We start from the raw sequence: 24,274 nt of genomic DNA, 5'->3' as shown, positions 1-24,274 counted from the left end.
TTTCACAAATTTGATTAAGAATTATATCATATAAAAACTTGCACAAACGCTTGCAAAGCCTAAAAAGCAAACATTATATAAAATGCACAAACTACAAATTAATTCTAAAAAAATCAATTTCAAACAAGCGAAGTATTCTTTTCAATTTTTTTATTTACTATTGCATTTGCATTTCAAGTAGATTATGTTTGCGTCCAAACGAAAAGCATATGGTTAGAATAAAAACAAAACATTTACTTATTTTGATTAATACTGTATATTATTAACAAAAGAATTGCCACATAACGGTAATTAAATTCATTTACGCAACACTTTATAGGTTAGGAAAGCGACCTGTTTTGAACAGGCTTGTGAACCATAAAGACCAATCTGCACATGGGGGGATATTAAAAATGTACCGCGTATTTTTAGTAGAGGATGAACAACTCATCCGTATAGGAATAAAAGAGCTGATACAGTGGGAAGAGTACGGCTTTAAATTTGTAGGGGAAGCCGCAGACGGTGAACTTGCATGGCCATTAATTCAAAAAGAAAAGCCAGATATTGTAATTACCGATATTCGCATGCCGTTTATGGACGGTCTCTCCCTTAGCCGCCTCATAAAGAAAGAGCTGCCAGACACTCTCATCATCATCTTAAGCGGGTACGACGATTTTAACTACGCGAAAAAAGCAATTGAGATTGGTGTAAGCCAATATTTGCTTAAGCCACTTTCCAAAGACCAGTTGGTCGAAGTGTTACTCGATTTAAAAAAGAAAAAGGACAAGCTTTTACAATCAGAGCAATACCGTACCCAGTTCAGCAAAGAGGTGCAGGAATACCTTTCCTCCTCACGCCGCTCTCTGTTTGACCTGCTGGTTTCGGGCAAAACTCCTATTCCGCAAATATTGGAGCGTGCCGAAATAATCGGCATCAATCTCTCTGCTATGACGTATAATCTGGTATTGCTTATGCTGGAAGAGGATTTGCTGCATAGCAATTACACAGCTTCTTCCGCCACTATCCAAGACCAAATAGAGCAGATTTTTTCAGGTGAAGCAAATATCATCCCCTTTGGAGCAGGCATTGAGCTAACTGCATTCCTTATTAAATCCGATGACGGCAGCATTGAACTAACAACTCAGCGCTGCGCGCAGGCACTCGGGCAGCTTTGCCACTCGGCGGAGCAGGCACCCCAATGGACCGTAGTAACCGGCGATCCCGTACCGCGGCTGAGCAGCATTCCCGAGTGCTACCGTATGGCTCGAAAAAAGCTGTACCGCACGCTTACCTCCCCTGGGGGAAATACCCAGACTCCGGCAAAAGCAGTGCTGGACTTTAACTTTAACGATTTAGATGCAAGCAAAATGGATCAGCAGATTATCCGAAAATTTTTGACGAACGGTGTTTTAGAGGATGCAGAAGCCTTTACGGAGGATTACTTTAATAGTATTGGTTCCACTGGCCTAAATTCCACTTTATTCCGCCATTATGTATTGCTGAACATCCAATTCACCGTCAACGCTTTTTGGGACGGCCTCAGGTTGGAAGGGCATTCCCCTGCCGGCTTGCCTCAATTGCAGCAAAAGCTGGAAACAGCAATTTCTTCCCTGCCCAATATGCAGCGTTACGTGGTAGAACTGTTTCAAGAAATCATTCGATATCGCGACAGTGTTGTAACCGACCGCTACCGCGAAATGATGGCAAAGGTGCTTGATTACATAGAAGAAAACTACTCCGACCCCGAAATAGGCCTGAATAAGGTTGCGCGGGTTGCAAATGTAAGCGCCACACATTTTAGCACGATATTCAGCCAGCAAACGGGTAAAACCTTTGTAGAGTACCTAACAGAGACCCGCATGAAAAACGCACGGGAGCTGCTGCGCTGCACCGGCAAAAACAGCAGTGAAATCGCCCGTACCGTAGGCTATAATGACCCACATTATTTTAGCTTTCTATTTAAAAAGGTGAACGGTCTTTCTCCAAGAGATTACCGGAACGGGAAGGGGGAGAAATAATGCTCCTCCCTCGGTTCTTTCAAACAAAACGCAACGGACCGCCTGTCAGCCTGAAAACACAACTAAAGTGGCTATTAACGCGAGTTGTTATCGGCTTTCTCTTCGTAATTGCCGTTTTATTCGCCATGCTTTTATTTTTTAACCAAGAGTACAAGGAATCCTTGCAGAACGCCAACACAGCCGCCCAATTTAATAATGAGTTTAAAAAAAAGCTAGACCTTGAAATGTATTATTACGTGGTTGGCCCCAGTCAAAAGCCTGACCTTCCTCTAAAGGATGTGAAAGAGGCTGAAATCATCCTCCAGCAACTCATGGAGACCACCACTGAACCAAACGACCGCTGGCGGCTCAATTCTATGCTGAACATGTGTAAGCGCTTAGAAGAATGTATGGTCTCCATCTCAAATACCAAGGGCTATAACGATCGAATGGATCAGCTAGAAAATAACATTTACATTATTACTGCTCTTATTGAACGGTACATGCACGACTATATCTATAATGAAATTCAGCTTCTTTCCCAATTACAGCAAGAGATTAACTCGCGCGTGTTTACAGCCATATTAGCAACGAGCATATTCTCCGTATTAATTGTTTCCATGATTGTACTCTCCTCCGTGCGCTTTTCTCGGCGGATTATAAGCCCCATTGACCAGCTTTGTGAAAAAGCCAAATGCCTTGGGAACGGAGAGTTCCATGTAGAACCGATTGAAACGCGAACCATTGAAATCAAAACACTGGATGAGGGCTTTAACGATATGGCGGAGCGCATTCAATCTCTTCTGGTTCATATAAAAAACGAACAAATGACCTTGCGCCGCACCGAGCTAGAGCTTTTACAAGCACAGATGAACCCCCATTTTCTATACAATACCTTCGATTCGATTATTTGGCTGGCAGAATCACAGCGCAACCGTGAGGTGATTCAAATGGTTACGAGTCTTTCCAGTCTGTTCCGCAATTCATTAAGCAAAGGCAAAGACATTATTACGATTGAAACCGAGCAAAAGCAAATACGTAGCTACCTTGAAATACAAAAAATACGCTACAACGACATTATGGATTATGAAATAGACCTGCCCTCCTCTCTATTCCCTTATGCGATTCCTAAGCTTACGCTCCAGCCGCTTGTGGAAAACGCCATTTACCACGGAATCAAGCACAAGCGTTCCAAAGGGAAAATCACAATACGCGCTTGGGAGGAAAACGGTGACATTATCATTTGTGTGGAAGACAACGGCATTGGAATGTCGCAGCAAGAGCTGGTCGCTCTGCAAAGCCGCCTCTTAGAAAACCGCGCAAAGGGGTTTGGCCTCTCCAACGTTCAGCAGCGGCTACGACTTTATTGCGGCGAGCCTTACGGGCTTATTTTCGAATCTGAAAAAAATGTCGGAACAAGGGTAATGGCAAAAATCCCCAAACGAAATCAACTTGAATAAGAAAAAAATCAACTTTTTATAAAATGCTTTATATAAACCTAAAATTTATAACTAACGCCCAAAATATATCCATGGTCTTCCACCAAGTTGCCGGGTATAATGCAAATAACGGCAACAGATAAACAGTCATTTTAATTTCGCGATTCTTTTTCAAAACAATTTAGGAGGAGAAAATGTATGAAAAAGTTGTTATCTGTTCTTCTGGCCATGACTATGGCCCTGAGCTTTGCAGCCTGTGGCGGTACCACCTCCAACAGCTCTGCGGCGGCTCCAGCAGCCTCATCCGAAAGCAAAGCAACCGGAGGAGATTCCAACAAGCTAACCGTAGTTGGTTTTTCACAGGTTGGTGCGGAATCTGACTGGCGTACTGCCAACACTGCCTCTATGAAAGAGGTTTTCACCGAGGCCAACGGCTACAAACTAATATTTGACGATGCACAGCAAAAACAAGAAAACCAGATTACTGCAATCCGCAACTTCATACAGCAGGAAGTCGATTACATTGTACTGGCCCCCGTTACCCAAACCGGCTGGGACACCGTACTCAAAGAGGCAAAGGATGCCAGCATCCCGGTTATCATTGTTGACCGTATGATCGACGTTTCGGATGACTCCCTCTTTACTTGCTGGGTCGGCTCCGACTTCCGCAAGGAAGGTGACACTGCTGTTAAATGGATGGCAGACAGCCTAAAAGACAAAAAAGCGCTTAACATCGTTCACCTGCAGGGAACCATCGGTTCTTCCGCTCAAATCGGCCGTACCGAAGGTCTTGAGGCTGGCGCAAAAGCAAACTCCGGCTGGAAGCTGATTGCTCAGCAGACCGGTGAGTTTACACAGGCAAAGGGTCAGGAAGTCATGGAGAGTATCCTCAAGCAAAACGACAAGATTGACGTTGTATATTGTGAGAACGACAACATGGCGTTCGGCGCAATTGATGCGATTGAAGCAGCTGGCAAAAAAGCTGGTAAGGGCGGAGACATCACCGTTATCTCCTTCGACGCAACAAAAGCTGGTCTTGAGGCAACCCTAAAGGGCAAAATCAACTACAACGTAGAATGCAACCCGTTGCATGGCCCCCGTGTAGAAGCGATTATTAAAGACCTGAAAGACGGCAAGACCCCACAAAAACTCGCATATGTAAATGAAGAAGCATTCGATGCAAACACAATTACACAAGAGGTTATCAATGCGCGTGCCTATTAATTAACCACTTTTCCCCCATAACAAAGATATGTTCCAGGTGGTGCGGAGCATCCGGATAATGTTCCGGAGCTTCGCACCACTATTTTTATCCCTTTATATTCCGAAAGCAGGTGGCGACCCATGGAAGAAAACATTGTTTTAACAATGCGCGGAATTACAAAGCTTTTTCCCGGAGTGAAGGCACTTCAAAATGTAGATTTTACCCTGCGTAAAGCAGAAATTCACGCCCTTATGGGTGAGAATGGCGCAGGAAAATCGACACTGATTAAGGTATTAACCGGCGTTTATTCAATGGACAACGGAGAAGTACGCCTAGACGGCGGCGAGCCGGCACTGATCCGCTCCCCGCAGGAGGCACAGCGCAAGGGAATTAGTACTGTTTACCAAGAAATTAATTTATGCCCAAACCTAACTGTGGCGGAAAATCTGTTTATTGACCGTGAGCCCCGCAGAATGGGTTTGATTGATTGGAAAGAAATGAACCGGCGCTCCGGCGAGCTGCTGGAACATTTGGATATTGAAGTAGATCCCTCAAGGCAATTAAGCGACTGTTCTATTGCAATTCAGCAAATGGTCGCCATTGCACGAGCGATCGATATGCAGTGTAAGGTATTAATTTTGGATGAGCCAACCTCCTCACTGGATGACGGCGAGGTAGAAAAGCTATTCGAATTAATGCGGCGCCTGAAAGAGCAGGATGTTGGAATTATATTTGTCACACATTTTCTAGAGCAGGTGTATGCCGTATGCGACCGCATTACCGTGTTGCGTAACGGAGAACTGGTGGGAGAATACCTTGTCTCTGAACTGCCGCGGTTACAGCTGGTAGCCAAAATGATGGGCAAGGATTTTGACGACCTCGCCCAAATTAAATCCCTAAAAGAGGCGGAAAAGGATGCCCGTGAACAAGGCCCGCTTCTGCAAGCAGAAGAGCTATACAGCCAAGGCCACATTCGGCCCTTTGACATATGCTGCTACCCGGGAGAAGTCCTAGGCCTTACCGGACTTTTGGGCTCAGGCCGTAGTGAACTGGTGCGAACCATATATGGAGCTGACAAACCCGACGGCGGCTCCCTCAAAATAAAAGGGAAACCTGTTAAAATTGATTCTCCGCTTCAGGCAATGATGCACGGCATGGCATATCTTCCCGAAGACCGTAAGCGTGACGGTATTTTTTCAGACCTATCCGTACGAGAGAATATAATTATTGCACTGCAAACAAAACGCGGCATATTTCACCCAATTAGCCGCAAAGACATGGAGGACTTTGCAGACAAATACATTGAGCTTTTGCAAATAAAAACAGCCAGCCGCGAAACGCCCATTCGCAGCCTTTCGGGCGGAAACCAGCAAAAGGTTATCATCGGCCGCTGGCTGCTGACAAATCCTGAATTTTTGATTCTGGATGAACCCACTCGCGGTATTGACATTGGCACCAAGACGGAAATTCAAAAGCTGATACTTCAGCTTGCCGAGCAGGGAATGAGCATCACCTTTATTTCTTCTGAAATTGAGGAAATGCTGCGTACCTGTTCCCGAATGGTGGTAATGCGTGACCGCGAAAAAGTGGGTGAACTAACCGGAAACGATTTATCACAAGAGAAGATCATGCACACCATTGCAGGGGGGGAATCGGCGGTATGAGTAATCAGAAAAAAACACGTTCTGAAACAATTCACAGCATAACCGGTCACCACCTGTTTTTGCCGATTGTTTTCTTAGTGATTGTATTGTTGGCAAACGTGATTAAAACACCAAACTTTTTTAATATTTCAGTCAATGAAGGCGTTTTGTATGGATATGTGGTCGATGTTATTAACCGCGCCTCTGAGCTTGTCATTCTCGCTATTGGCATGACGCTCGTCACAGCAGCCTCCGGCGGGCAGGACATTAGTGTAGGTGCTGTTATGGCGGTTTCCGCAGCCGTATGCTGCCAGATTCTTTCGGGTGGCGATGTTTCTACGACTATCTTCCGCAATCCGTTAATTTTAGCCATTGCTGCAGCTCTTTTTGCCTCCATGCTGTGCGGTGCTTTCAATGGCATACTGGTTGCAAGACTTAATATTCAACCCATGGTAGCAACCTTAATTCTATTCACGGCGGGACGCGGTATAGCACAACTCGTCACCCGTGGGCAAATCACTTACATCCGCGTAGAAGAATTCAAAATCGCCGGTGGTTACATTCCTGGCTGTCCTATCCCCACTCCTATCTTTTTCGCCATTGGTACCGTTGCCTTGGTTGCAATCGCACTTAAATTCACTACGCTTGGCCTATACATAGAAAGCGTTGGTATTAATAGTAGTGCTGCCCGCATTGTGGGACTCAATGCCACCCGCATCAAATTTATTACCTATGTTATCTGTGGGCTCTTAGCGGGATTAGCCGGATTTGTTGCATCCAGCCGGATTTATTCCGCGGATGCAAATAACATCGGCCTGAATTTGGAGATGGACGCCATCTTGGCGGTTGCACTCGGCGGGAATCTTCTCTCCGGCGGTAAATTCAGCCTGATGGGCTCCGTAATTGGCGCATATACCATTCAGGCACTCACCACAACGCTCTACGCAATGAAGATTTCTTCTGACCAATTGCCAGTTTACAAGGCAATTGTCGTTATTCTTATCGTGGTGTTCCAAAGCCCGGTATTCCAGCAGAAATTCCATGCCTTCCAAGCGAAGCTGCGCCAAAATGCAGCCGCAGGCCGAAAGGAAGGTGCGGCATCATGAGAAAAAAGCTCCATTTAAACGATACCGGCTTTCTGCTGTTTGTAACCATCGCACTCTTCGTAATTATGTACGCCGCAGGTGCTGTGTATTTTGCGGATGCAGGCTTTGCCAAGCCGCAAATGTTCTTAAACCTGTTTATTTCTAACGCAGGCCTCATTGTTATTTCTTTGGGACTGACGCTCGTAATGATTACGGGTGGTATTGATATTTCAGTCGGCTCCGTTACGGCACTCGTCGCCATGGCCTCCGCCTACCTAATGGAAATTGCCGGAGCGAGCGCCTATACAGCCCTATTTGTTTCTCTTTTAATTGGCATCGGCTTTGGATTGGTACAGGGCTACTTAATCTCGTACCTCGACATTCAGCCGTTTATCGTTACCCTTGCCGGTTTGTTCTTTGGTCGCGGTATGACGGCGGTCATCAGCAAGCAAATGATTTCCATTAAAAACGAAACCTTTCTTGCTTGGGCGAACTATAAAATTTATTTACCCATTGGTACTCACAATAAAAAAGGTGTATTTCAGCCCGCCTATATCTACCCTACTGTTATTATCGCCATTCTTGCTCTTGTTTTAATTGCCATCACACTCAAATACACCAAGTTTGGTCGCAGGCTGTACGCGATCGGCGGAAGCCAGCAAAGCTCTTTGATGATGGGCCTTAATGTGCGTCGCACAAAATTTCAGGCGTACCTGCTTAATGGTTTTCTGGTTGGTCTGGGCGGCTTCTTATTTACACTTAATAGCTGCGCGGGCTTTGTTGAGCAGGCAAAGGGACTTGAAATGGACGCCATATCTGCCTCTGTTATAGGCGGCACACTTCTTTCCGGCGGTGTTGGCAACCCGGTTGGCACGCTGTTTGGTGTGCTGATTAAAGGCACTATCTCGAGCCTGATTACCACACAGGGTACTCTCTCTAGCTGGTGGGTGCGTATTGCTCTATCATCTCTACTTTGCTTCTTTATTGTTTTACAGAGTATCATTTTCTCTCGCAAAAAGAAGAATATCTAAGCTTTCATCATGATTTAGTATACGAGCTCAGCCTGTGCCCCTCCGGTTTATCCCCCCGCGCAGCGGGCACAGGCCTCTGCACATTAGGAGGTACCTTATGAAACAAACAACCTCTGCCGCTCAATCCCCCCGGCAATGGATTACGCAGGGAAACACCGCGCTTGGCATTGAGCTAGGCTCTACACGCATTAAAGCGGTTTTAATAGGCCCTGACCACGCGCCACTGGCATCCGGTGGGTACGATTGGCAAAATCGGTTCGAAAACGGCGTATGGACCTACCCGCTTGACGACGTATGGAAAGGGCTCCAGGTAAGCTTTTCCAGCCTATCCGCACAAGTGCAGGAGCAATATGGTGTTCCGCTTGTTAAAATCGGTGCGCTTGGTATTTCTGCCATGATGCACGGATACCTTGCTTTTGATATCAACGGAGAACAGCTTGTTCCATTCCGCACATGGCGGAACGTGATTACGGAGCAGGCGGCAGCCATACTTACCGAAATATTCGACTTTAACATACCGCAGCGGTGGAGCATTGCCCACCTGTACCAAGCCATATTAAACAAAGAGCCACATGTAAGCCAAATTTCATTTCTAACCACATTGGCAGGATATGTTCACTGGAAGTTGACCGGAGTAAAGGTTCTTGGCGTTGGAGATGCCTCCGGTGTATTCCCGATTAACAGTGAAACCGGAGACTACGACGAGCTCCGCATTCGCCAATTTGAAGAACTTGCCGCAAAAGATGGCTTTACACAGTGCTTAATAGATCTTCTCCCGCAAGTGCTCACTGCCGGTGACGCAGCGGGAGTTCTCACCCCAGAGGGCGCAAAGCTTCTTGACCCAAGCGGTCAGCTTCTTCCCGGCGTTCCGCTCTGCCCCCCTGAGGGCGACGCAGGCACGGGCATGACAGCAACCAACAGCGTGGCTGAAAAAACCGGAAACATTTCTGCCGGAACCTCTATCTTTGCCATGATTGTTCTGGAACGCCCTCTCGCGCGCGTATACCCTGAGATTGACATGGTGACCACCCCCACCGGCAAACCAACGGCTATGGTGCATTGCAACAGTTGCACGTCGGATTTGGATGCTTGGGTTCGTGTGTTCTCGCAGGCGATGATTGCACTCGGCATTCAAAAGAGCAAGGCCGAACTGTACGACGCATTTTATTATGAGGCGCTTAAAGGTGCTGCAGACTGCGCTGGGCTTCTGTCGTATAACTATTATTCCGGCGAGCCGATTACCGGCTTAGAGGAAGGCCGTCCCCTGTTTGTTCGCACACCAGGTAGCGACCTTACCTTTGCAAACTTTGCCCGCACCCTGCTCTACGCTACCATTGCCACCCTAAAAATAGGAATGGATTTATTGGAGGAGGAACAGGTTCACGTTACCACACTGCTTGGTCACGGCGGTTTATTTAAAACAAAGGGCGTTGGCCAGGCTCTTGTGGCGTCTGCTCTGCACACACCCGTAGCGGTTATGGAAACCGCTGGAGAGGGCGGCGCTTGGGGCATTGCACTGCTAGCTGCATACGTACGGGAAAAACAGAAAAACCAAACACTCGAACAGTTTTTAAATGACTGCGTATTCTCCTCTATGAACAGTGAGAGTATTTCGCCCGACCCACAGGCAGAAGTCGGTTTTGCCGATTATATGAATCGTTACCGTGCAGGCTTATCCATTGAGCGTGCCGCGGTAGAATATTTAATATAAATTTGTGAAATGAGGGATTCGTATGCAACAAAAAGAGTACAAATTCTGGTTTGTAGTAGGCAGCCAGTTTTTATATGGGCCTGAAACACTGGCTCAGGTAGAGAAAGACTGCCGTACCATGGTAGACAGCATGAATCAAAGCGGCAATCTACCATTCCAGATTATTTACAAGGATATTATCAAAACCAACGAAACTGCCGTTCAAGTGATAAAAGAAGCCAACTACGACGATTCCTGCGCGGGAATTATCACCTTTTGCCACACATTCAGCCCCTCCAAGTTGTGGATTAACGGGTTAAACCTACTGCAAAAGCCTTGGCTTCATTTTCACACGCAGTTTAACCGTACCATACCGAATGAAGAAATCGATATGGACTACATGAACCTACACCAGAGTGCCCATGGCGACCGAGAGCATGGCTTCATCGGTGCGCGCATGCGCTCTCCCCGCAAGGTGGTAACCGGCTATTGGCAAGACGATGACGTTCAGCAAAGCATTGGAAGCTGGATGCGCGCCGCAGCCGGTGTGCAGGAAAGCCAAAATCTGCGTGTCATGCGCTTTGGTGATAACATGCGCAGCGTAGCCGTTACTGAAGGCGACAAGGTAGAGGCACAAATGAAGCTTGGCTGGCAGGTAAATACTTGGCCGGTCGGGGAACTGGCAGAGCAAATAGACGCCGTTAACGAGGCAGAGGTGGATGCTCTGCTGCGAGAATACGAAGAGAAATACACTATTGCTACAAGCGATTTGGAGTCCATTCGCTACCAGGCACGCGAAGAAATTGCAATAAAGCAGATGCTTGACCGTGAGGGCTGCACCGCTTATTCCAATACCTTTGAGGATTTGTACGGAATGCGCCAGCTGCCGGGCCTTGCGTCACAGCGGCTAATGGAGCAGGGCTACGGCTACGGCGGTGAGGGCGACTGGAAAGTAGCCGCCATGACCCGGATATGCAAGGTGATTGGTAACGGCATGAGCGGCGGCACCACCTTTATGGAAGACTACACATATGATTTAACACGTGGAAGAGAGCTTTCTCTTGGTTCCCATATGCTTGAGGTATGCCCCAGTGTTGCACTAGAAAAACCACGCATTGAAGTGCACCCGCTTGGCATAGGCGGCAAAGAGCCACCGGCACGCCTTGTATTTGAGGGGCACCCCGGCAAAGCGGTGGTTGCCTGCCTGATTGATATGGGCGGTCGCTTCCGTTTGCTGGTGCAGGACATTGAGTGCATTCAGCCAACCCAAAGCATGCCCAATTTACCGGTAGCCCGCGTGATGTGGAAGCCAATGCCCGATTTAAGAACTGGTGCAAAGTGCTGGATTATTGCAGGCGGCGCTCACCACACTACACTCAGCTACGATGTAACGGCAGACCAGCTCCGTGACTTTGCCCGCATGATGGAAATAGAGTTTGTTCACATTACAAAAGACACCGTGCCGGAGGAGCTGGAAGAAAAACTGATTCTCTCCGACTATGTTTGGCGTGCTAAGCAAAAATAGAGCAGCCAATCTTTCTGGAGGTAAGAAATATGCTAGAGCAACTAAAAGAACAGGTTTACAAGGCAAACCAACTGCTGCCGGAACACCACTTAGTCACCTTTACGTGGGGCAACGTGAGCGGTATTGACCGTGAACAGGGTCTAATGGTGATAAAGCCCAGCGGAGTGGAATATGGCGATATGAAGCCGGAAGACATGGTGGTCATGCGCTTGAGCGATGGTGAAATTGTGGAGGGAGTCTTGCACCCATCGTCTGACGCTCCAACACATTTAGAGCTATACCGCAGCTTTCCTGCCATTGGCGGTGTGGTACATACACACAGCCGGTGGGCGACGATATTTGCGCAATCCAACCGGGGAATTCCCGCACTGGGAACTACGCAGGGAGATTACTTTTACGGCGAAATTCCCTGCACCCGGCTCATGACTTCGGCTGAAATCAAAGGCATATACGAACTAGAGACCGGGAAAGTCATTGTTGAAACCTTTCAGAATAAAAACCCAAATGAAATGCCCGGGGTACTGGTTGCCAGCCATGGCCCATTTGCATGGGGTTCTTCTCCCATGGATGCAGTGCACAATGCCGTTGTGCTGGAAGAGGTTGCTTTTATGGCTTGGCACAACTTAGCCCTACGCCCAGACATTCCACCCATGCAGCAAGATTTACTCGATAAACACTACCTGCGCAAGCATGGCCCGGCCGCCTATTACGGCCAAAATAATTAACTTGATTACAAGATACTTTTTCTTTTCTCATTCCTCCTAATTATCCAGAAAAGACCCCGAAAGCCTGTTGGGCGCTTCGGGGTCTTTTCTATGCTTGCCTATGCTTAGACAAAGAATAAACATATATCAGAATTCCACCAATGGTTAATACACTTCCTACAATCCAGTACACACATACGAGCGGCGCCGTAGAACCATAAATATCAAATACTCCTGTTAACAGGCTTCCCAATGTGAGAGTAGCTATTCCCGAATAGTAAGAATAGCGTGATAACACACCCGGTAATTTACTTGCTTGGAACAATCCCAGCAAATAAAAAGGAAGAGCTCCAAGCAGCAAAGGGAATAAAAACAGCAAGCCCATAAAGGGAGAGAATACATTATGGCTGAACAACTCATAAACAAACCCAAACACTGCGCAGAAAACCGTGAAGAGCAAATACATTCGAACCGTCCTGTTTGTTTTCACTTTACCCAATATAAACAATATCGCTCACCTTCCTCTCACTGATTTTATTCCCCCCTGTGGTTGGCTGGTTGATAATCTGCCCACGAAACACCATGGTAGATGAACCGCCCCCATCCAGATTATAGGCGGTTTTTACGCCAAGGTTTTCCATAAAATCTGCCAATTGGTATAAAGAGAGCCCCGCACTTTCCTCCGTGCGACCGTCTGACACCACCATTACATAATGAAGGTCATCCACTTGGCCGATTGCCGTACGGGGATTACTTGCCATTGCTTTTCCCACCTCTTCGTTTTGGGTAATAGATACTTCTCCGTTTTTGACCAGAGACGGACCAAAAGACAGCACCTGCTGCACATTGTCTTCCAGAAGCTGCTTGGCTGTAACAGAGCCTTCGGTAACAATCTCAAAGGAACCGTCCTTTTTTATTACCAAATCCTCCTGTGAAGAATCTGACGAAGTCTCACGGTACAGCACTCCATTCCGGATAACGTAGCCACTGCGAGCGCTGTAATAGTCCCCGTTAATAGCCAGCAGCGCATTATTTTGCTCCGCCATAGCCGACGTTCTCTGTGTAATATTCTTGCCATAGGTATTATTTGCGAGTGCGGTTTTAAGGGCGCTGCTATCGGTAAGTACAATATCTGCAACGTAAATGGTGGTATCATTTTCACGATATTGCTTAATCTCAATCCTTGTTTTACTGTCTTTGTATGAGGTATCTGAAACCACGGCAGACGTTGTAGCCTCTGAGTTGTTTTGCTCAGAGCTTACGGACGAGTCTGTGCTCATCTCTTGCAGAGCACCCGGTGTTTGCGCATAGCTTCGCGGAATAACAAATGCATCCAACAGCACATATGCGGTAAAAATTGTAAGGCAAAGTCCGTAACACAGCGGCCACAGAAATACAGCTTTTTTCTTCATGTTTGTTTCCCTCAGTCTTTCATCTTTTCTTCCATGCTATATTCCTGTGTGCTTTGGCGCCGAAAAACCCAAAACCGCTGCCCAGCCCAGCTGACACAGAAAAAGGTAAGCTCCGTTACCAGCTTTGCCATAAACTGATTCATTCCCATTAGATTAAAAAAACAGCTAAGTAGCAGGGTATTCCCAAGCAAAATGCTCACCGCCAGTAAAGCATACTGTAATCCAGTTTTAACGGTACTAGCCGAGCTATGGAACACAAACCGTTTATTCATAGCGTAATTTGCACTGGCACTTATGGTTCTGGCTATAATGTTGGCTATAGGAACACTAAATTCTCTTCCCAACCCGGATAAAGCCACCGCCAAAATACTATAAAGGCCATAATCGATGCAAAATGCCAAAAACGAAGAAGCTGCAAATTTTAGAATTTGCTTGTAAATACGAAATGAATCCTTCAAGGTGTTAAAATGAGAGCCTTTGTTCCCATTCATATAGATGGTCTGAATCGGCACCTCCAAAATACGAATATTCCTCTGTGCACATTGTAACAGCACATTCATTTCATATTCGTAGCGGCTGCCCGGCACACTAGATAAAAATGGAATCATAGACACACAAAAGCCACGCAGACCCGTTTGTGTGTCACTCACCCGAACTCCTGTGGAAAGAGAAAAAACCGCTCTTGTTATGCTATTCCCTAATTGGCTTCGCATCGGGGTTCCTTCTCCAAAGGCACGCACACCCAGAACAAGAGAATCGGGATGGGCTGCAACATTGGCCGCAACTTTTACAGCATCTTCAATTGCATGCTGGCCATCTGAATCTACCGTAACAACAATGCTCTTTTTCTCATAATGCTCTTTAATATACTGGCAGCCAGTTTTTAACGCTTGGCCTTTGCCTTGGTTTACCCCATAAGTAAGTACATGTGCAAAAGGACGGCATTGGTGGAAAATTCTTCTGTAATTTATACCGCTGCCATCATCTACTACTACAACTGTAAAGCCAGAGTCAAATAGCCGCTTTGTTAAATCAATTAAAGTTTCTGTCGGTTCATACGCCGGAATTAAAGCGATTATTTGCATATCGCATACCTCCAAAGAATTTGGGATTTTGTGGCTTGCGTTGGGTAACGTAATCTGTTTAATCTGTGTTTTGATAATACAGATTTTTGTTTCCTTTTCGTGCCCACAGTATAATCCTAAAACCTGAAAGTACCCTGAAAAGAAACAAAACCATGTTTTACCAATTATTATACTCGTACTAATATGAAACAATGGTAAAATAAAAAAAAGACCCCGAAAGCCTGTTGGGCTTCGGGGTCTTTTCTAACTTACAACTGATATTAGTCGGATTTCTGGCTCGCCGCAGCTTCCGCTGCCTTTTTTACAGCTGCCTTTGCGGCTTCATCCTTATATTTCTCATAGAAAGTTGCCGTTAGGGTAACCGTTACTTTTCTTTTTGCAATACTGCCTTGAGCGGCATCATCTGAACTTGTTGCAACCGTTATTTTACTCAATGAACACCGATAGGGACACCCATATAAATTGGAAAGAACCTGTTTTGCCGCCGCATAGTTACTCGCGGTAAAGCTCATTTGAATGGGTCGCAGCACCATGTCATCACCATATGTTACATTGGAAAAGGTGAGGTGATATTCCCCTGCGGCGCTTAAGATTGCATCGAGCTGTACAATCACATTGTCAATGTTATCGTAATTAGGGATTCCAGTCGACAAATATTCTTGGCTGCTATTGAGCTTATCGAGCTTGGACTGCATCTTTTGCATTTGCTGCAGTTTCGCGGCTTCCTCTATTTCGGCGTCCTGCGCCTGAACAAGCCGCTCCTGCGCCTGCGCTTTTTTGGATTCCACCGGACCTAAAAACAACTGAAAGTACCCGGCAAAGAGTGCCACAACCACAAGCACAGCCAGCAATACCAATTCCCGCTTGCTTAAGGGCCTTTTCATGAAGATGCCCCCTTCCCGGAGGAGGTAATCACGGGCTCCTCAACCACAAGCGTAATAGTCATAGCGGCAGTTACCGTTTTTGCCTTTTCATCGGTAGCGGCGGTGTATACCTGCACATTTTGTACCATCCCGCTCGACATCAGGCTTTGGTAGATGGCAGAGATATGATTGAGAGTTACACCAGACAGCTTTACCGTGATGACCGGAGAAGAAATAGTAAACGAAGAAACCTCTGCACTGCCTAACAACTCTTCCTCAATCAGGCGCAAGCATTTCATCGGGTCTGCCTGGCCGTTTAAGCTGGGCTGTGTTTGCATCTCCAGCTGAAATTTCTCTAAAACCTTGCCGTAGTTTTCTGTTTTCTCTTTGAGATTCCCAAGCTTTTCTTCTTGAAGCTGTGCTTGCTTCTCCGTTCGTTCCAATGCCGTTAGGGGAGCTATTATTCCCAATTGAACAAACAGCACTACAACAACCAGCAGTGCGGCAGTAATTGGAACCAGATAGCCCACTCCGCGCAGCCGAAAATCACGCTGTGCTAAGTTAATCGTCGTTTTCACGGGTCGCTTTATCCCTCCACCCAACTGCCGTCACCTCCCGCTCATTTCGAGTGCTGCACCTACCGCCTCTGGGCAAAGCTCAGCAGCGGCAGTGTCATCATTTGGCAGCAATTCTGCAACGGAGTGAATATTCAGCCGCAGAGTATCTCGTAAAATCTGCATGAGTTCCGGTGAAGAGGCTAACCTGCCGCAGAAATAAATATCCTTTAAATCGGAACCCGGTGTATTAAATCCATAAAAATTTACTGCACGAAGTATTTCTACCGCTATTTGTGAATAATGCTCTCTTACCGAAAGTCTGTCCGCATCCTCTTGAGGACCCATCGCCAATTGGCGCACGGGTACATCGCTGTATTCGATTACACGAGTCGTTTCATACGCACAGCCGCGGTACATATGAACACGGATGGAGCGGTACCCCAAATCTGCAATGCAGTATTCTTTTGGGTGGTCTTCTGGGTTTGCCTGCTCAAATACACGAATTAAATTGCGGTAGGTAAGGTATTCCGGTACGGCTACCGAAAGCCGCAGGCCTGCCCGCCGCAGCATAGCACGCCATTTCCGAATTACACTCTTAGGCGTTGCCGCAATGAGGAGATCCAGCTTTTCAGCGTCGCCGCCTGTGGGGTCCTCTAGCGTATCTACCACCGCATAATCGTAGAAGTATTCTTCTTTGCCCTGCTGTATGTAATCGTGAAATTCATAGGGAAGATTTACTTTCAGCTGCTTTTCCGTCATAACTGGAACAATCACACGGCGTACAAATGCAGCTTCTGGCGGGAGCACCAATGCACAGCTTTTCACACTGATTTTCTCTCGTTTTAGCAACTCACGAAGCTCACTCGCAAGCGCATCGGAACAAGCAACACGCTGCCCCTCACGCGGTAGCTCCGCCGTTAACATGGAACAATATAGTTTTTGTACAACGGTACCTTTTACCACCGCAAGCTTTACGGTTCCGGTGCCAACATCCAGTCCCAAATAGGCCATGGTTTTCCTCCCTGCTGATGGGCTTACAAAGCCGCACACCTTTCGGTGACGCGGAATACAATCTAAATCTTTTTTACTTCAATAAGAATCCGAAGTAAGTTAAAAAAACAAGCTTATGTAATAGGCAACTGCCGGTTTTGCCGCTAAAAGCGAAACATACGCCCCCGCTGCAATGGCAGGTCCAAATGGAAAAGCTTCCGGGTTTTCCGGGTCACCCGTCTTTTTCTGCGTTAATATGGCAAATAGCAAACCAAAAACGCAGGAGACGATGAGTAAAAATAACACTTCCTGCACAGCAAAATATAAACCGCACACAAAAAACAGCTTAATATCTCCACCGCCCATGCTTTCCCTGCGCAGAATACGATCCATGAAAAGTGACAACAGCAGTAAGGGAACCGAAGCACAAAGCGCGCTGATGATGCCACCGGTTAGATTCGCCAAAAATGCGGATCCATTTAAGAATGGAGTGAAAATAGCCCAATTTATTAAAATAGCAAGCAGAAGTCCGTTGGGGATGAGCCCGGTATCGTAATCTACCAAGGCAACTGCAAGCAGAAGAATGGTCAAAATAAAATATTGTAAGGTTTGGGCAGTTACCCCATACCCTATGACAATACCCACAAAAGCCACCGCACACAGCAGCTCGGTTAACGGGCATCGAACCGAAATTTTATTGCCGCACCAACGGCAGCGGCCTCGCTGAATCAGCCAGGAGAACACGGGAACCAGCTCTTTAGCAGTTAGCTCGTGACCACACTCGTCGCAGTGACTGCGGCCTCGTATAAAGTCTTCTCCCTGCGCAATGCGCCACGCCATACAGGAAGCAAAGCTACCCAACACCAGACCGAGAAGAACGGTGCAAAACAGCAGGTAAGCCGCCAGCGCCGGGGTTAATTCATATAATAGCACAGACGGCTCCTCCTGTCATTAAACTACATAATACTGTTTAATGGAATTTATTTTCAGTCCCAATCATAACTGAATTCTCCATTTGTATTAATAGATAATTTAATTACTTTTCCTTTATGATCACCATCTGTTCCAGCTGCTGTTCCCTGTCCATATCCTTTTGAAGGTTTCGTTGTTACAATTTTTCCATTCTCTGCATCATAAAATGCATCAGTATATGTTTTTGTATTTGTTAAATACTCCGTAACAGCAATTGCTTTTGCTGCTCGCACATTCGCAGTATCCGTATTTTCGCGAGCTGTTTCAAGTTGAGCATTAAACACTGGAATAGAAATTGCCACCAAAATGGCGATAATTGCGACGACGATCAGCATTTCCATCAGGGTAAAGCCTTTTTTTGATTTTCTCTTTTTTTGCAGGGTTTGCAACGTGTTGTTCATAGAAATTTTTCCTCCTTCAATTTTCTCGCCCTGGCTAAATCAAATTATCTCATTTGAGCGAATGGTTTATTTATGTATTAGCCGGTAAACCGACGAAATACCACACTTTCATCAGCCCACATTAGCATACAGGCTAAACATGGGCAGGTAAACAGAGAGCAGAACCAAAAGCACCACCAGCGCCAAAATACAAATAATAATTGGCTCTAAAAGGCTAAGTGCCTTGCGTGTTGCCAAATCCGTTTCGTTATCGTAATACGCGCTTACCATTTCTAGCGTATGCTCGAGCGAACCGGTTTCTTCCCCAATTCGTACCATTTCTGAAACCAACGCAGGGAACGCCGCGGCGGTATCCAAACAAGAGCCGAGTGTTTTGCCCTCTTCCAAATCGGGCAGTCTTTCCTTTAATCGGGCACCAATCCATGTATTATCTAAAACCGATGCGGTGACAGACACCGCTTGAATCATTGGTAGACCCGCAGAAAGCAAAGTCGATAGCGTACCGGCAAATTGCGCCGAAGCCTTCATCAGGCTAATACGACCAAGAACCGGCAGCTTTAAATGCAAACGCGCACGAAACAGCTTGCCCTTCTCTGTGCGTACATACATTTGATATGCAAAAATTACCCCGCCAATGACTAATGCCAAAAGAGGCCAAAAGGTGACTAAAAAACCACTTAAAGCAATCAGGCCGCGGGTAATCCACGGCAGCTCCACTCCCATAGAAGAAAAGCTCGAGGTAAACGCCGGAACTGCCACCACCATAATGATAACGACAACCACAGCAGCCACAAATAGCGTAAAAACCGGGTAAGTCATCGCCGCCTTTACCTTGCTTTTGCTTTGGAACGACTTATCATAATAGGTTTGCAGGCGCTTGAACGCTGCGTCCAACGTGCCGGATTCCTCCCCGGAGCGCACCATTTCTACAAAAGTGGCTGGCAGGTTTTTGCCACGATTTCTTAGGCTTTGCGCCAGACTCATACCCGAGGCAACGTCCCCAGCAGACTGCTGTAATATTTGCCGCAGTACTTTATCTGCCGTTTGGCCTGCAATCAGCTCTACCGCACGCACAATCGGCATTCCCGAGCTAAGAATAACCGCAAACTGAGAACACATAACAGCGAGCGCACGCTCACTGACCTTACCCGTCGCAACCTCAGCCCGCCTTTGCTTGCGTTCTTTTACCGGTGTTATTTTTGTAATAGCAGCATCCATTTCTCGCAGCCTTGCCACTGCGGCATATTCATCCTGCGCTTCAATGGTGCCGGTAATCTTTTTTCCATCTGGTGAAATCGCCTCGTACTTAAAGCTCTGCAACGGGTATCACCTTGCTTTCATCATATCACAATTCAAAAAATATAAAAATAGTTATTGATATTAAATTCTCTTTTTGTCCCAGGTAAATGCTGGGGCTTCCAAATATTTACTTGAGAATATTTAAATTACGTTCCACGTAATCAATATCGTGAGCCGCCAGCTTTGCTGTATCGGCACGAATTTTACCCTCACGAAACAGCTTTAGAATGGCATTGTCCATCGTAATAGCGCCCTCCCGTGCGGAGGTAGCCACTGCATTGGCAATCTGCGGAGTTTTCCCCTCACGAATCAGGTTGCGAATCGCATTGTTTACAATCATTAATTCGCAGGCGCACACACGGCCAGTTCCCTCTTGGTTGGGAAGAAGCTGCTGCGCCAAAACCGCACGCAGCGTCATAGAAAGCTGCATGCGAATTTGCTGCTGCCGTTCTTCCGGGAATACACCAACAATACGATCAATGGAATCCGCCGCACTACCTGTATGCAGAGTGGTTAGCACCAAATGCCCGGTTTCTGCTGCGGTGAGTGCTGTTTCGATCGTAAATAAATCGCGCATTTCGCCAATTAAAATAATATCGGGGTCTTCACGCAATGCAGCGCGCAATCCGGCGGCATAGCTTTTGGTATCCCTACCTATCTCGCGTTGGTTAAAGATAGAGCGGTCGGGCTTATAAATGTACTCAATGGGGTCTTCCAACGTAATGATATGCCGTGCTTGGCGGTGGTTGATTTCATCAATCATTGCGGCGAGCGTAGTCGATTTACCACTGCCGGTTTCACCCGTAACAAGAACTATACCCCGCTGTAAATCGGTTAGCTGCTCCACCATGGGAGGGAGCCCCAAGTTTCTTAACTCTGGAATATGGTCACTTAATAAGCGAAGTGCCGCTGAAAAAGAGTTCTGCTGGCGAAAAAGATTGATACGAATACGCACGCCCTCCAGCGTTGCGGCGGCATCCAACTCACCTACCTCGCAAAGCTGCTCAAATTCTGTACCAGCCAGTTCACGCGCAAGCTCCTCACAATCCGTTTGAGTGAGCACCTCTTCCCGCATGGATAAAAGTCTGCCTGCCACACGATATTTAGGTGGCAACCCGCAAATGAGGTGTATATCTGAAGCATTTGCCTCCGTCGCCTGCCGAATAAGTTCCCCTATACTCATAGCTCCTCCACCGCAACAACAATACGCCGTGCCTCTTCTATGGTTGTAATTCCCTGCAATACCAAACGACGGATGCTTTCTGCCAATGGCACAAAGCTGCGCTCTGTGCCAACAATGATTTCCAGTTCCTCCCGTCTGGCACCTCGGTTAATTGCCATGCGAAGAGCATGGCTAACAACGAGAATTTCAAAAGCCGCTGTACGCCCACGGTACCCAGTGCCAAAGCAGGAGGGGCAGCCCTCACCTTGGTAAAGCTTATGCCCGCTGTTCGGGTCAAGCCCAATACTCATCAAATCATCTGCACTGGGGGTGTACGTCTGCCGGCAGTGCGGGCAAATACGCCGCAACAATCGCTGTGAGATAATCCCGTTCAGTGCGCCTGATATGATATACGGCTCTACCCCAATATCAATCAGGCGGTCAATGGTTGCCAGTGCATCGTTGGTATGTACGGTAGAAAGTACCAAATGCCCGGTAATTGCCGCCCGCATTGCAATTTGCGCCGTTTCACCGTCACGAATCTCGCCCACCGCAATTATATCTGGGTCTTGGCGTAAAATGGAGCGCAAACCGCTTGCAAAGGTAAGCCCAGTTTTTTCATTGATTTGTACCTGATTGATTCCATCAATGTTATATTCCACCGGGTCTTCCAGAGTAACCAAATTCACCTGGTCGGTATTCAGTTCGCGAATCATGGTGTACATAGTAGAGGATTTACCGCTTCCGGTTGGGCCTACAATCAGCACCATACCGGAGGGGCGAGAAATGAGGCTTAAATATTGATTCATTTCATCCTGATTCAGGCCAATTTTTTCTTTGCTTAACAATTGGGAGTCCTTGTCAAGCAATCGAATCACTACTTTTTCCCCATAAATGGTGGGGAGTGTGGAAAGACGCAGGTCAATGTCGCGCCGCTGCACACGCACCGCCGCGCGACCATCCTGCGGGATGCGGCGTTCGGTTACATCCATACCACCCATGATTTTAATGCGCGAAATCACCGAGCCCTGTAAGTCCTTAGGCACACTCATTACACTTCGCATCACACCATCCACCCGCATACGAACCAACAATTCACGCTCATGCGGTTCAATATGAACGTCACTGGCGGCATCTAAAACCGCGCGTTCAATGATGGAGTTAACCAGCCGAATGGTTGGGGCAGAGGCCGAATCTTCCTCTTCGCCAAGAACACTTGCGGTAAAGCTGTCTGCAAAGCGGTACTGAGCTCCCTCTCCCATCTCACGCTTCATGTCTGCTATGGCGCGGGCAGCACCCTCACTGCCATATAGCTTTGATATGGCATGCTCAATGGAATCTGCCGTGGCAATCATCGGTATTACCCGCTTGCGGGTAGAGGCTTTCACCTCTTCAATCGCCACAAAATTCATTGGGTCGCTCATTGCTATGTACAAAGAATCCTTCTCTAATCGAACCGGCACAACACCGTATTTTTGAGCAATCTTCTTTGGGAGCAGCTCTGCAAGTTGCGGCTGAACCGGGGTACTGCTTAAATCTACAAATTCCACACCGAGCTGCACGCGCAGTGCTTCAATTAATTGTTGTTCGGTGATAATGCGCTCTTCAATTAACTCCTGCCCCAAACGGTTTTTTGTTATCTTTTGTTTTTTTAAAGCGTGCTCTAATTGCTCCTGCGTTATAAGTCCTACGGAAAGCAATAAGTCGCCTAAGCGAGTATATGTCATAAAGGGCCCCCCTCTCTTACTGCGGCTTATTCGCCGTTTACAGCCCGGAATGTAAATGTATATGGCTCTGTTACCAGTTGGCGTGCAGAATCGTACAGGCAGTAGCTGCCGGTAAACACGCCGTCTTTATAGCGCAGGTCAAACCTGCTGCTAAGGCTTGTGCCCGGTGTAAAATCTGCGGGAACTACCTTTAAGTTAGAGTAGCTTAAATTGCTCAGCAAAGAGATATTGCCTGAATCCCCCTCGCCTGCATAAGACAAATAAATATGCCCGGCATCTTTTGTACCAGTGCCAACGCGGAGCATTCCATCCGTAACCCCATAGGCTGCATTGGAATACGAGGTTACCCTTGTGTCATCATCGGTCGTTACATTCTGTGCATAGCGCAGAACGTCTGATAGTGCTCGGTTCATGGTGTCTGCAACAGACTGGCTTTCCGCCACAAAGGTTTCTTGGTAGGTTACCCGCATGGCTGCCTGCGTGCCAATCAAAATGGTTGAAGTGAGCAGCGCGATGATTAATACAGCCATCAAGGTTTCAACAATCGTCATGCCAGAGCGGCAGCGCAGCTTGCGCTTCGGCATGTTCATCCCCCATCACTTTGCGCGTAAGAATATAGCTTTTCGGAGGAAGTTCCGCTGGAGTATGCGTAGTAGTTTACGTCATAGTCTCTGCCGCCTATCTCAATACTGCCGGAGGAAACGGGAGAGGCACCCTGCTTCTCTGCCGCCGCAAGCACCCTTTGGTACAGCGCGTCCAGTTCTTTCGCCTGCGCACTCATTTTGGTAGAAGCCATGGTCATCTGCAAAAAGAGCAGGCCGGAAAGCACAACCAGAAGAAGCGCCGCCAAAGTCTCCACCAGAGTTTCACCGGAAGAACTTCTTTTTCTGCGCATCCTAACCCGCTCCCTTCGTAATTTTGCCACCGCCCCACGAGGTTTTATAATAGTCGTAGGTTTTGTGGTCTGTTACGTGCGATGTACGGCATGTAAACGAGACCGTCATGGAGTAATTCCCCGCTGCGAGCTCCAGAGCCACATCGCCGCCCTGCTTCATCTTGAACTTTGCAGTTACATCCGGCATCTCGTCTGCCTGTATTGTAAAACTATCGGAATAATCCGTCGACCCGCCTGTATCTTTATACGCATTGGCGAGTAGATCTCCCTCTTCATCAGGAGAAAGAAACGGCTTTATTTTCTTCCAGCCGGTTTCCATAATGGGCTGGCCAGTCGCTGGGTCTATCCCCGTTTGCCAAGACTGCCACGTTTTTCCTTCAGTGTAAACATACTTACCAAGGGAATCCTTCACCAGCCGTGCAGCAGAAGCTACTGCTAGGTAATCCTGCTGTTCCTTGTAGCGGTCTTTCACTTTAACGGCATTAGCGGTTGCGGCTGTTAAAATCAGCGAGCCCATTGTAATACATATGAAAAAGAATAAGAGAGCAATTAAAAATGAGGCACCGCGTTTACTTTTCAGTTTATCACGAATCAACCGCATTACTACCCTCCTG

Annotated in this window: 23 protein-coding genes; 9 read left to right on the top strand and 14 right to left on the bottom strand. The window is 47.1% G+C overall.

Annotated features, from left to right (window positions below):
• Positions 1 to 392: 392 nt before the first annotated feature.
• The 9 genes from E7L17_RS09140 to araD all read left to right on the top strand — a co-directional run bounded on the left by E7L17_RS09140 (position 393) and on the right by araD (position 12,318).
• Positions 393 to 1,997 (top strand): response regulator, encoded by a 1,605-nt coding sequence (locus E7L17_RS09140; RefSeq protein ID WP_316322936.1) that lies wholly within the window; start codon positions 393 to 395, stop codon positions 1,995 to 1,997.
• Positions 1,997 to 3,436 carry a sensor histidine kinase gene (locus E7L17_RS09135; RefSeq protein ID WP_316322935.1) on the top strand — a complete coding sequence of 480 codons (1,440 nt, stop codon included), beginning with the start codon at positions 1,997 to 1,999 and terminating at the stop codon, positions 3,434 to 3,436. Before E7L17_RS09140 ends, E7L17_RS09135 begins: the two co-directional genes overlap by 1 nt.
• A 177-nt stretch (positions 3,437 to 3,613) precedes the next feature.
• Positions 3,614 to 4,639 (top strand): ABC transporter substrate-binding protein, encoded by a 1,026-nt coding sequence (locus tag E7L17_RS09130; protein ID WP_316322934.1) that lies wholly within the window; start codon positions 3,614 to 3,616, stop codon positions 4,637 to 4,639.
• Positions 4,640 to 4,759: 120 nt separating this feature from the next.
• Positions 4,760 to 6,283: a sugar ABC transporter ATP-binding protein gene (locus tag E7L17_RS09125; protein WP_316322933.1), complete on the top strand. Its 1,524-nt coding sequence runs from the start codon at positions 4,760 to 4,762 to the stop codon at positions 6,281 to 6,283.
• Entirely contained in the window at positions 6,280 to 7,368 is a 1,089-nt protein-coding gene (locus E7L17_RS09120; RefSeq protein ID WP_316322932.1) for an ABC transporter permease, read from the top strand. The genes E7L17_RS09125 and E7L17_RS09120 overlap by 4 nt, the downstream gene beginning before the upstream one ends.
• Complete coding sequence (locus tag E7L17_RS09115) at positions 7,365 to 8,378, top strand: ABC transporter permease subunit (protein ID WP_316322931.1); 1,014 nt, start codon at positions 7,365 to 7,367, stop codon at positions 8,376 to 8,378. The genes E7L17_RS09120 and E7L17_RS09115 overlap by 4 nt, the downstream gene beginning before the upstream one ends.
• Positions 8,379 to 8,475: 97 nt before the next feature.
• Complete coding sequence (locus E7L17_RS09110) at positions 8,476 to 10,089, top strand: FGGY-family carbohydrate kinase (protein ID WP_316322930.1); 1,614 nt, start codon at positions 8,476 to 8,478, stop codon at positions 10,087 to 10,089.
• Between the two features lie 22 nt (positions 10,090 to 10,111).
• On the top strand, positions 10,112 to 11,593 hold the full coding sequence (gene araA, locus E7L17_RS09105) for an L-arabinose isomerase (RefSeq protein WP_316322929.1): 1,482 nt from the start codon (positions 10,112 to 10,114) through the stop codon (positions 11,591 to 11,593).
• Positions 11,594 to 11,622: 29 nt separating this feature from the next.
• On the top strand, positions 11,623 to 12,318 hold the full coding sequence (gene araD, locus E7L17_RS09100) for an L-ribulose-5-phosphate 4-epimerase (RefSeq protein ID WP_316322928.1): 696 nt from the start codon (positions 11,623 to 11,625) through the stop codon (positions 12,316 to 12,318).
• Positions 12,319 to 12,406: 88 nt separating this feature from the next.
• Here the strand turns inward: araD and E7L17_RS09095 are convergent, their stop codons facing one another.
• The 14 genes from E7L17_RS09095 to E7L17_RS09030 all read right to left on the bottom strand — a co-directional run bounded on the left by E7L17_RS09095 (position 12,407) and on the right by E7L17_RS09030 (position 24,261).
• On the bottom strand, positions 12,407 to 12,763 hold the full coding sequence (locus tag E7L17_RS09095) for a hypothetical protein (RefSeq protein ID WP_316322927.1): 357 nt from the start codon (positions 12,761 to 12,763) through the stop codon (positions 12,407 to 12,409).
• A gap of 25 nt (positions 12,764 to 12,788) precedes the next feature.
• The gene (locus E7L17_RS09090) at positions 12,789 to 13,709 is read right to left on the bottom strand and encodes a phosphodiester glycosidase family protein (RefSeq protein WP_316322926.1); all 921 of its coding nucleotides are present in this window, start codon (positions 13,707 to 13,709) and stop codon (positions 12,789 to 12,791) included.
• A gap of 11 nt (positions 13,710 to 13,720) precedes the next feature.
• On the bottom strand, positions 13,721 to 14,794 hold the full coding sequence (locus E7L17_RS09085; protein WP_316322925.1) for a bifunctional glycosyltransferase family 2/GtrA family protein: 1,074 nt from the start codon (positions 14,792 to 14,794) through the stop codon (positions 13,721 to 13,723).
• A 260-nt stretch (positions 14,795 to 15,054) separates the two neighbouring features.
• Entirely contained in the window at positions 15,055 to 15,678 is a 624-nt protein-coding gene (locus E7L17_RS09080) for a hypothetical protein (RefSeq protein ID WP_316322924.1), read from the bottom strand.
• Positions 15,675 to 16,259 carry a hypothetical protein gene (locus E7L17_RS09075; protein WP_316322923.1) on the bottom strand — a complete coding sequence of 195 codons (585 nt, stop codon included), beginning with the start codon at positions 16,257 to 16,259 and terminating at the stop codon, positions 15,675 to 15,677. The genes E7L17_RS09080 and E7L17_RS09075 overlap by 4 nt, the downstream gene beginning before the upstream one ends.
• Before the next feature lie 6 nt (positions 16,260 to 16,265).
• Entirely contained in the window at positions 16,266 to 17,225 is a 960-nt protein-coding gene (gene pilM / locus E7L17_RS09070) for a pilus assembly protein PilM (protein WP_316322922.1), read from the bottom strand.
• A gap of 99 nt (positions 17,226 to 17,324) precedes the next feature.
• Positions 17,325 to 18,137 carry a prepilin peptidase gene (locus E7L17_RS09065; RefSeq protein ID WP_316322921.1) on the bottom strand — a complete coding sequence of 271 codons (813 nt, stop codon included), beginning with the start codon at positions 18,135 to 18,137 and terminating at the stop codon, positions 17,325 to 17,327.
• A gap of 53 nt (positions 18,138 to 18,190) precedes the next feature.
• Positions 18,191 to 18,577, bottom strand: coding sequence for a type II secretion system protein (locus tag E7L17_RS09060; protein WP_316322920.1), 387 nt, complete (start codon positions 18,575 to 18,577; stop codon positions 18,191 to 18,193).
• Between the two features lie 111 nt (positions 18,578 to 18,688).
• Positions 18,689 to 19,897: a type II secretion system F family protein gene (locus tag E7L17_RS09055; RefSeq protein WP_316322919.1), complete on the bottom strand. Its 1,209-nt coding sequence runs from the start codon at positions 19,895 to 19,897 to the stop codon at positions 18,689 to 18,691.
• Between the two features lie 106 nt (positions 19,898 to 20,003).
• Positions 20,004 to 21,059, bottom strand: a complete 1,056-nt coding sequence (locus tag E7L17_RS09050) for a PilT/PilU family type 4a pilus ATPase (protein WP_316322918.1) — start codon at positions 21,057 to 21,059, stop codon at positions 20,004 to 20,006.
• Positions 21,056 to 22,765, bottom strand: a complete 1,710-nt coding sequence (locus E7L17_RS09045; RefSeq protein ID WP_316322917.1) for a GspE/PulE family protein — start codon at positions 22,763 to 22,765, stop codon at positions 21,056 to 21,058. The genes E7L17_RS09050 and E7L17_RS09045 overlap by 4 nt, the downstream gene beginning before the upstream one ends.
• Positions 22,766 to 22,791: 26 nt before the next feature.
• Entirely contained in the window at positions 22,792 to 23,349 is a 558-nt protein-coding gene (locus tag E7L17_RS09040) for a type II secretion system protein (protein ID WP_316322916.1), read from the bottom strand.
• Between the two features lie 2 nt (positions 23,350 to 23,351).
• The gene (locus E7L17_RS09035) at positions 23,352 to 23,660 is read right to left on the bottom strand and encodes a hypothetical protein (RefSeq protein ID WP_316322915.1); all 309 of its coding nucleotides are present in this window, start codon (positions 23,658 to 23,660) and stop codon (positions 23,352 to 23,354) included.
• Between the two features lies 1 nt (position 23,661).
• Positions 23,662 to 24,261: a hypothetical protein gene (locus E7L17_RS09030; RefSeq protein ID WP_316322914.1), complete on the bottom strand. Its 600-nt coding sequence runs from the start codon at positions 24,259 to 24,261 to the stop codon at positions 23,662 to 23,664.
• Positions 24,262 to 24,274: the final 13 nt, after the last annotated feature.

Source organism: Clostridium sp. (genome assembly GCF_032576335.1).
Taxonomy (GTDB): domain Bacteria; phylum Bacillota; class Clostridia; order Oscillospirales; family Acutalibacteraceae; genus Faecalispora.
The sequence above is the reverse complement of the archived record's forward strand: the minus strand, read 5'-3'. Positions and strand labels throughout refer to the sequence as shown.

Coding starts and splice junctions, on each gene's coding strand:
- E7L17_RS09140 (WP_316322936.1), top strand. CDS start 393: ATGTACCGCGTATTTTTAGTAGAGGATGAACAACTCATCCGTATAGGA.
- E7L17_RS09135 (WP_316322935.1), top strand. CDS start 1,997: ATGCTCCTCCCTCGGTTCTTTCAAACAAAACGCAACGGACCGCCTGTC.
- E7L17_RS09130 (WP_316322934.1), top strand. CDS start 3,614: ATGAAAAAGTTGTTATCTGTTCTTCTGGCCATGACTATGGCCCTGAGC.
- E7L17_RS09125 (WP_316322933.1), top strand. CDS start 4,760: ATGGAAGAAAACATTGTTTTAACAATGCGCGGAATTACAAAGCTTTTT.
- E7L17_RS09120 (WP_316322932.1), top strand. CDS start 6,280: ATGAGTAATCAGAAAAAAACACGTTCTGAAACAATTCACAGCATAACC.
- E7L17_RS09115 (WP_316322931.1), top strand. CDS start 7,365: ATGAGAAAAAAGCTCCATTTAAACGATACCGGCTTTCTGCTGTTTGTA.
- E7L17_RS09110 (WP_316322930.1), top strand. CDS start 8,476: ATGAAACAAACAACCTCTGCCGCTCAATCCCCCCGGCAATGGATTACG.
- araA (WP_316322929.1), top strand. CDS start 10,112: ATGCAACAAAAAGAGTACAAATTCTGGTTTGTAGTAGGCAGCCAGTTT.
- araD (WP_316322928.1), top strand. CDS start 11,623: ATGCTAGAGCAACTAAAAGAACAGGTTTACAAGGCAAACCAACTGCTG.
- E7L17_RS09095 (WP_316322927.1), bottom strand. CDS start 12,763: ATGTATTTGCTCTTCACGGTTTTCTGCGCAGTGTTTGGGTTTGTTTAT.
- E7L17_RS09090 (WP_316322926.1), bottom strand. CDS start 13,709: ATGAAGAAAAAAGCTGTATTTCTGTGGCCGCTGTGTTACGGACTTTGC.
- E7L17_RS09085 (WP_316322925.1), bottom strand. CDS start 14,794: ATGCAAATAATCGCTTTAATTCCGGCGTATGAACCGACAGAAACTTTA.
- E7L17_RS09080 (WP_316322924.1), bottom strand. CDS start 15,678: ATGAAAAGGCCCTTAAGCAAGCGGGAATTGGTATTGCTGGCTGTGCTT.
- pilM (WP_316322922.1), bottom strand. CDS start 17,225: ATGGCCTATTTGGGACTGGATGTTGGCACCGGAACCGTAAAGCTTGCG.
- E7L17_RS09060 (WP_316322920.1), bottom strand. CDS start 18,577: ATGAACAACACGTTGCAAACCCTGCAAAAAAAGAGAAAATCAAAAAAA.
- E7L17_RS09050 (WP_316322918.1), bottom strand. CDS start 21,059: ATGAGTATAGGGGAACTTATTCGGCAGGCGACGGAGGCAAATGCTTCA.
- E7L17_RS09045 (WP_316322917.1), bottom strand. CDS start 22,765: ATGACATATACTCGCTTAGGCGACTTATTGCTTTCCGTAGGACTTATA.
- E7L17_RS09040 (WP_316322916.1), bottom strand. CDS start 23,349: ATGCCGAAGCGCAAGCTGCGCTGCCGCTCTGGCATGACGATTGTTGAA.
- E7L17_RS09035 (WP_316322915.1), bottom strand. CDS start 23,660: ATGCGCAGAAAAAGAAGTTCTTCCGGTGAAACTCTGGTGGAGACTTTG.
- E7L17_RS09030 (WP_316322914.1), bottom strand. CDS start 24,261: ATGCGGTTGATTCGTGATAAACTGAAAAGTAAACGCGGTGCCTCATTT.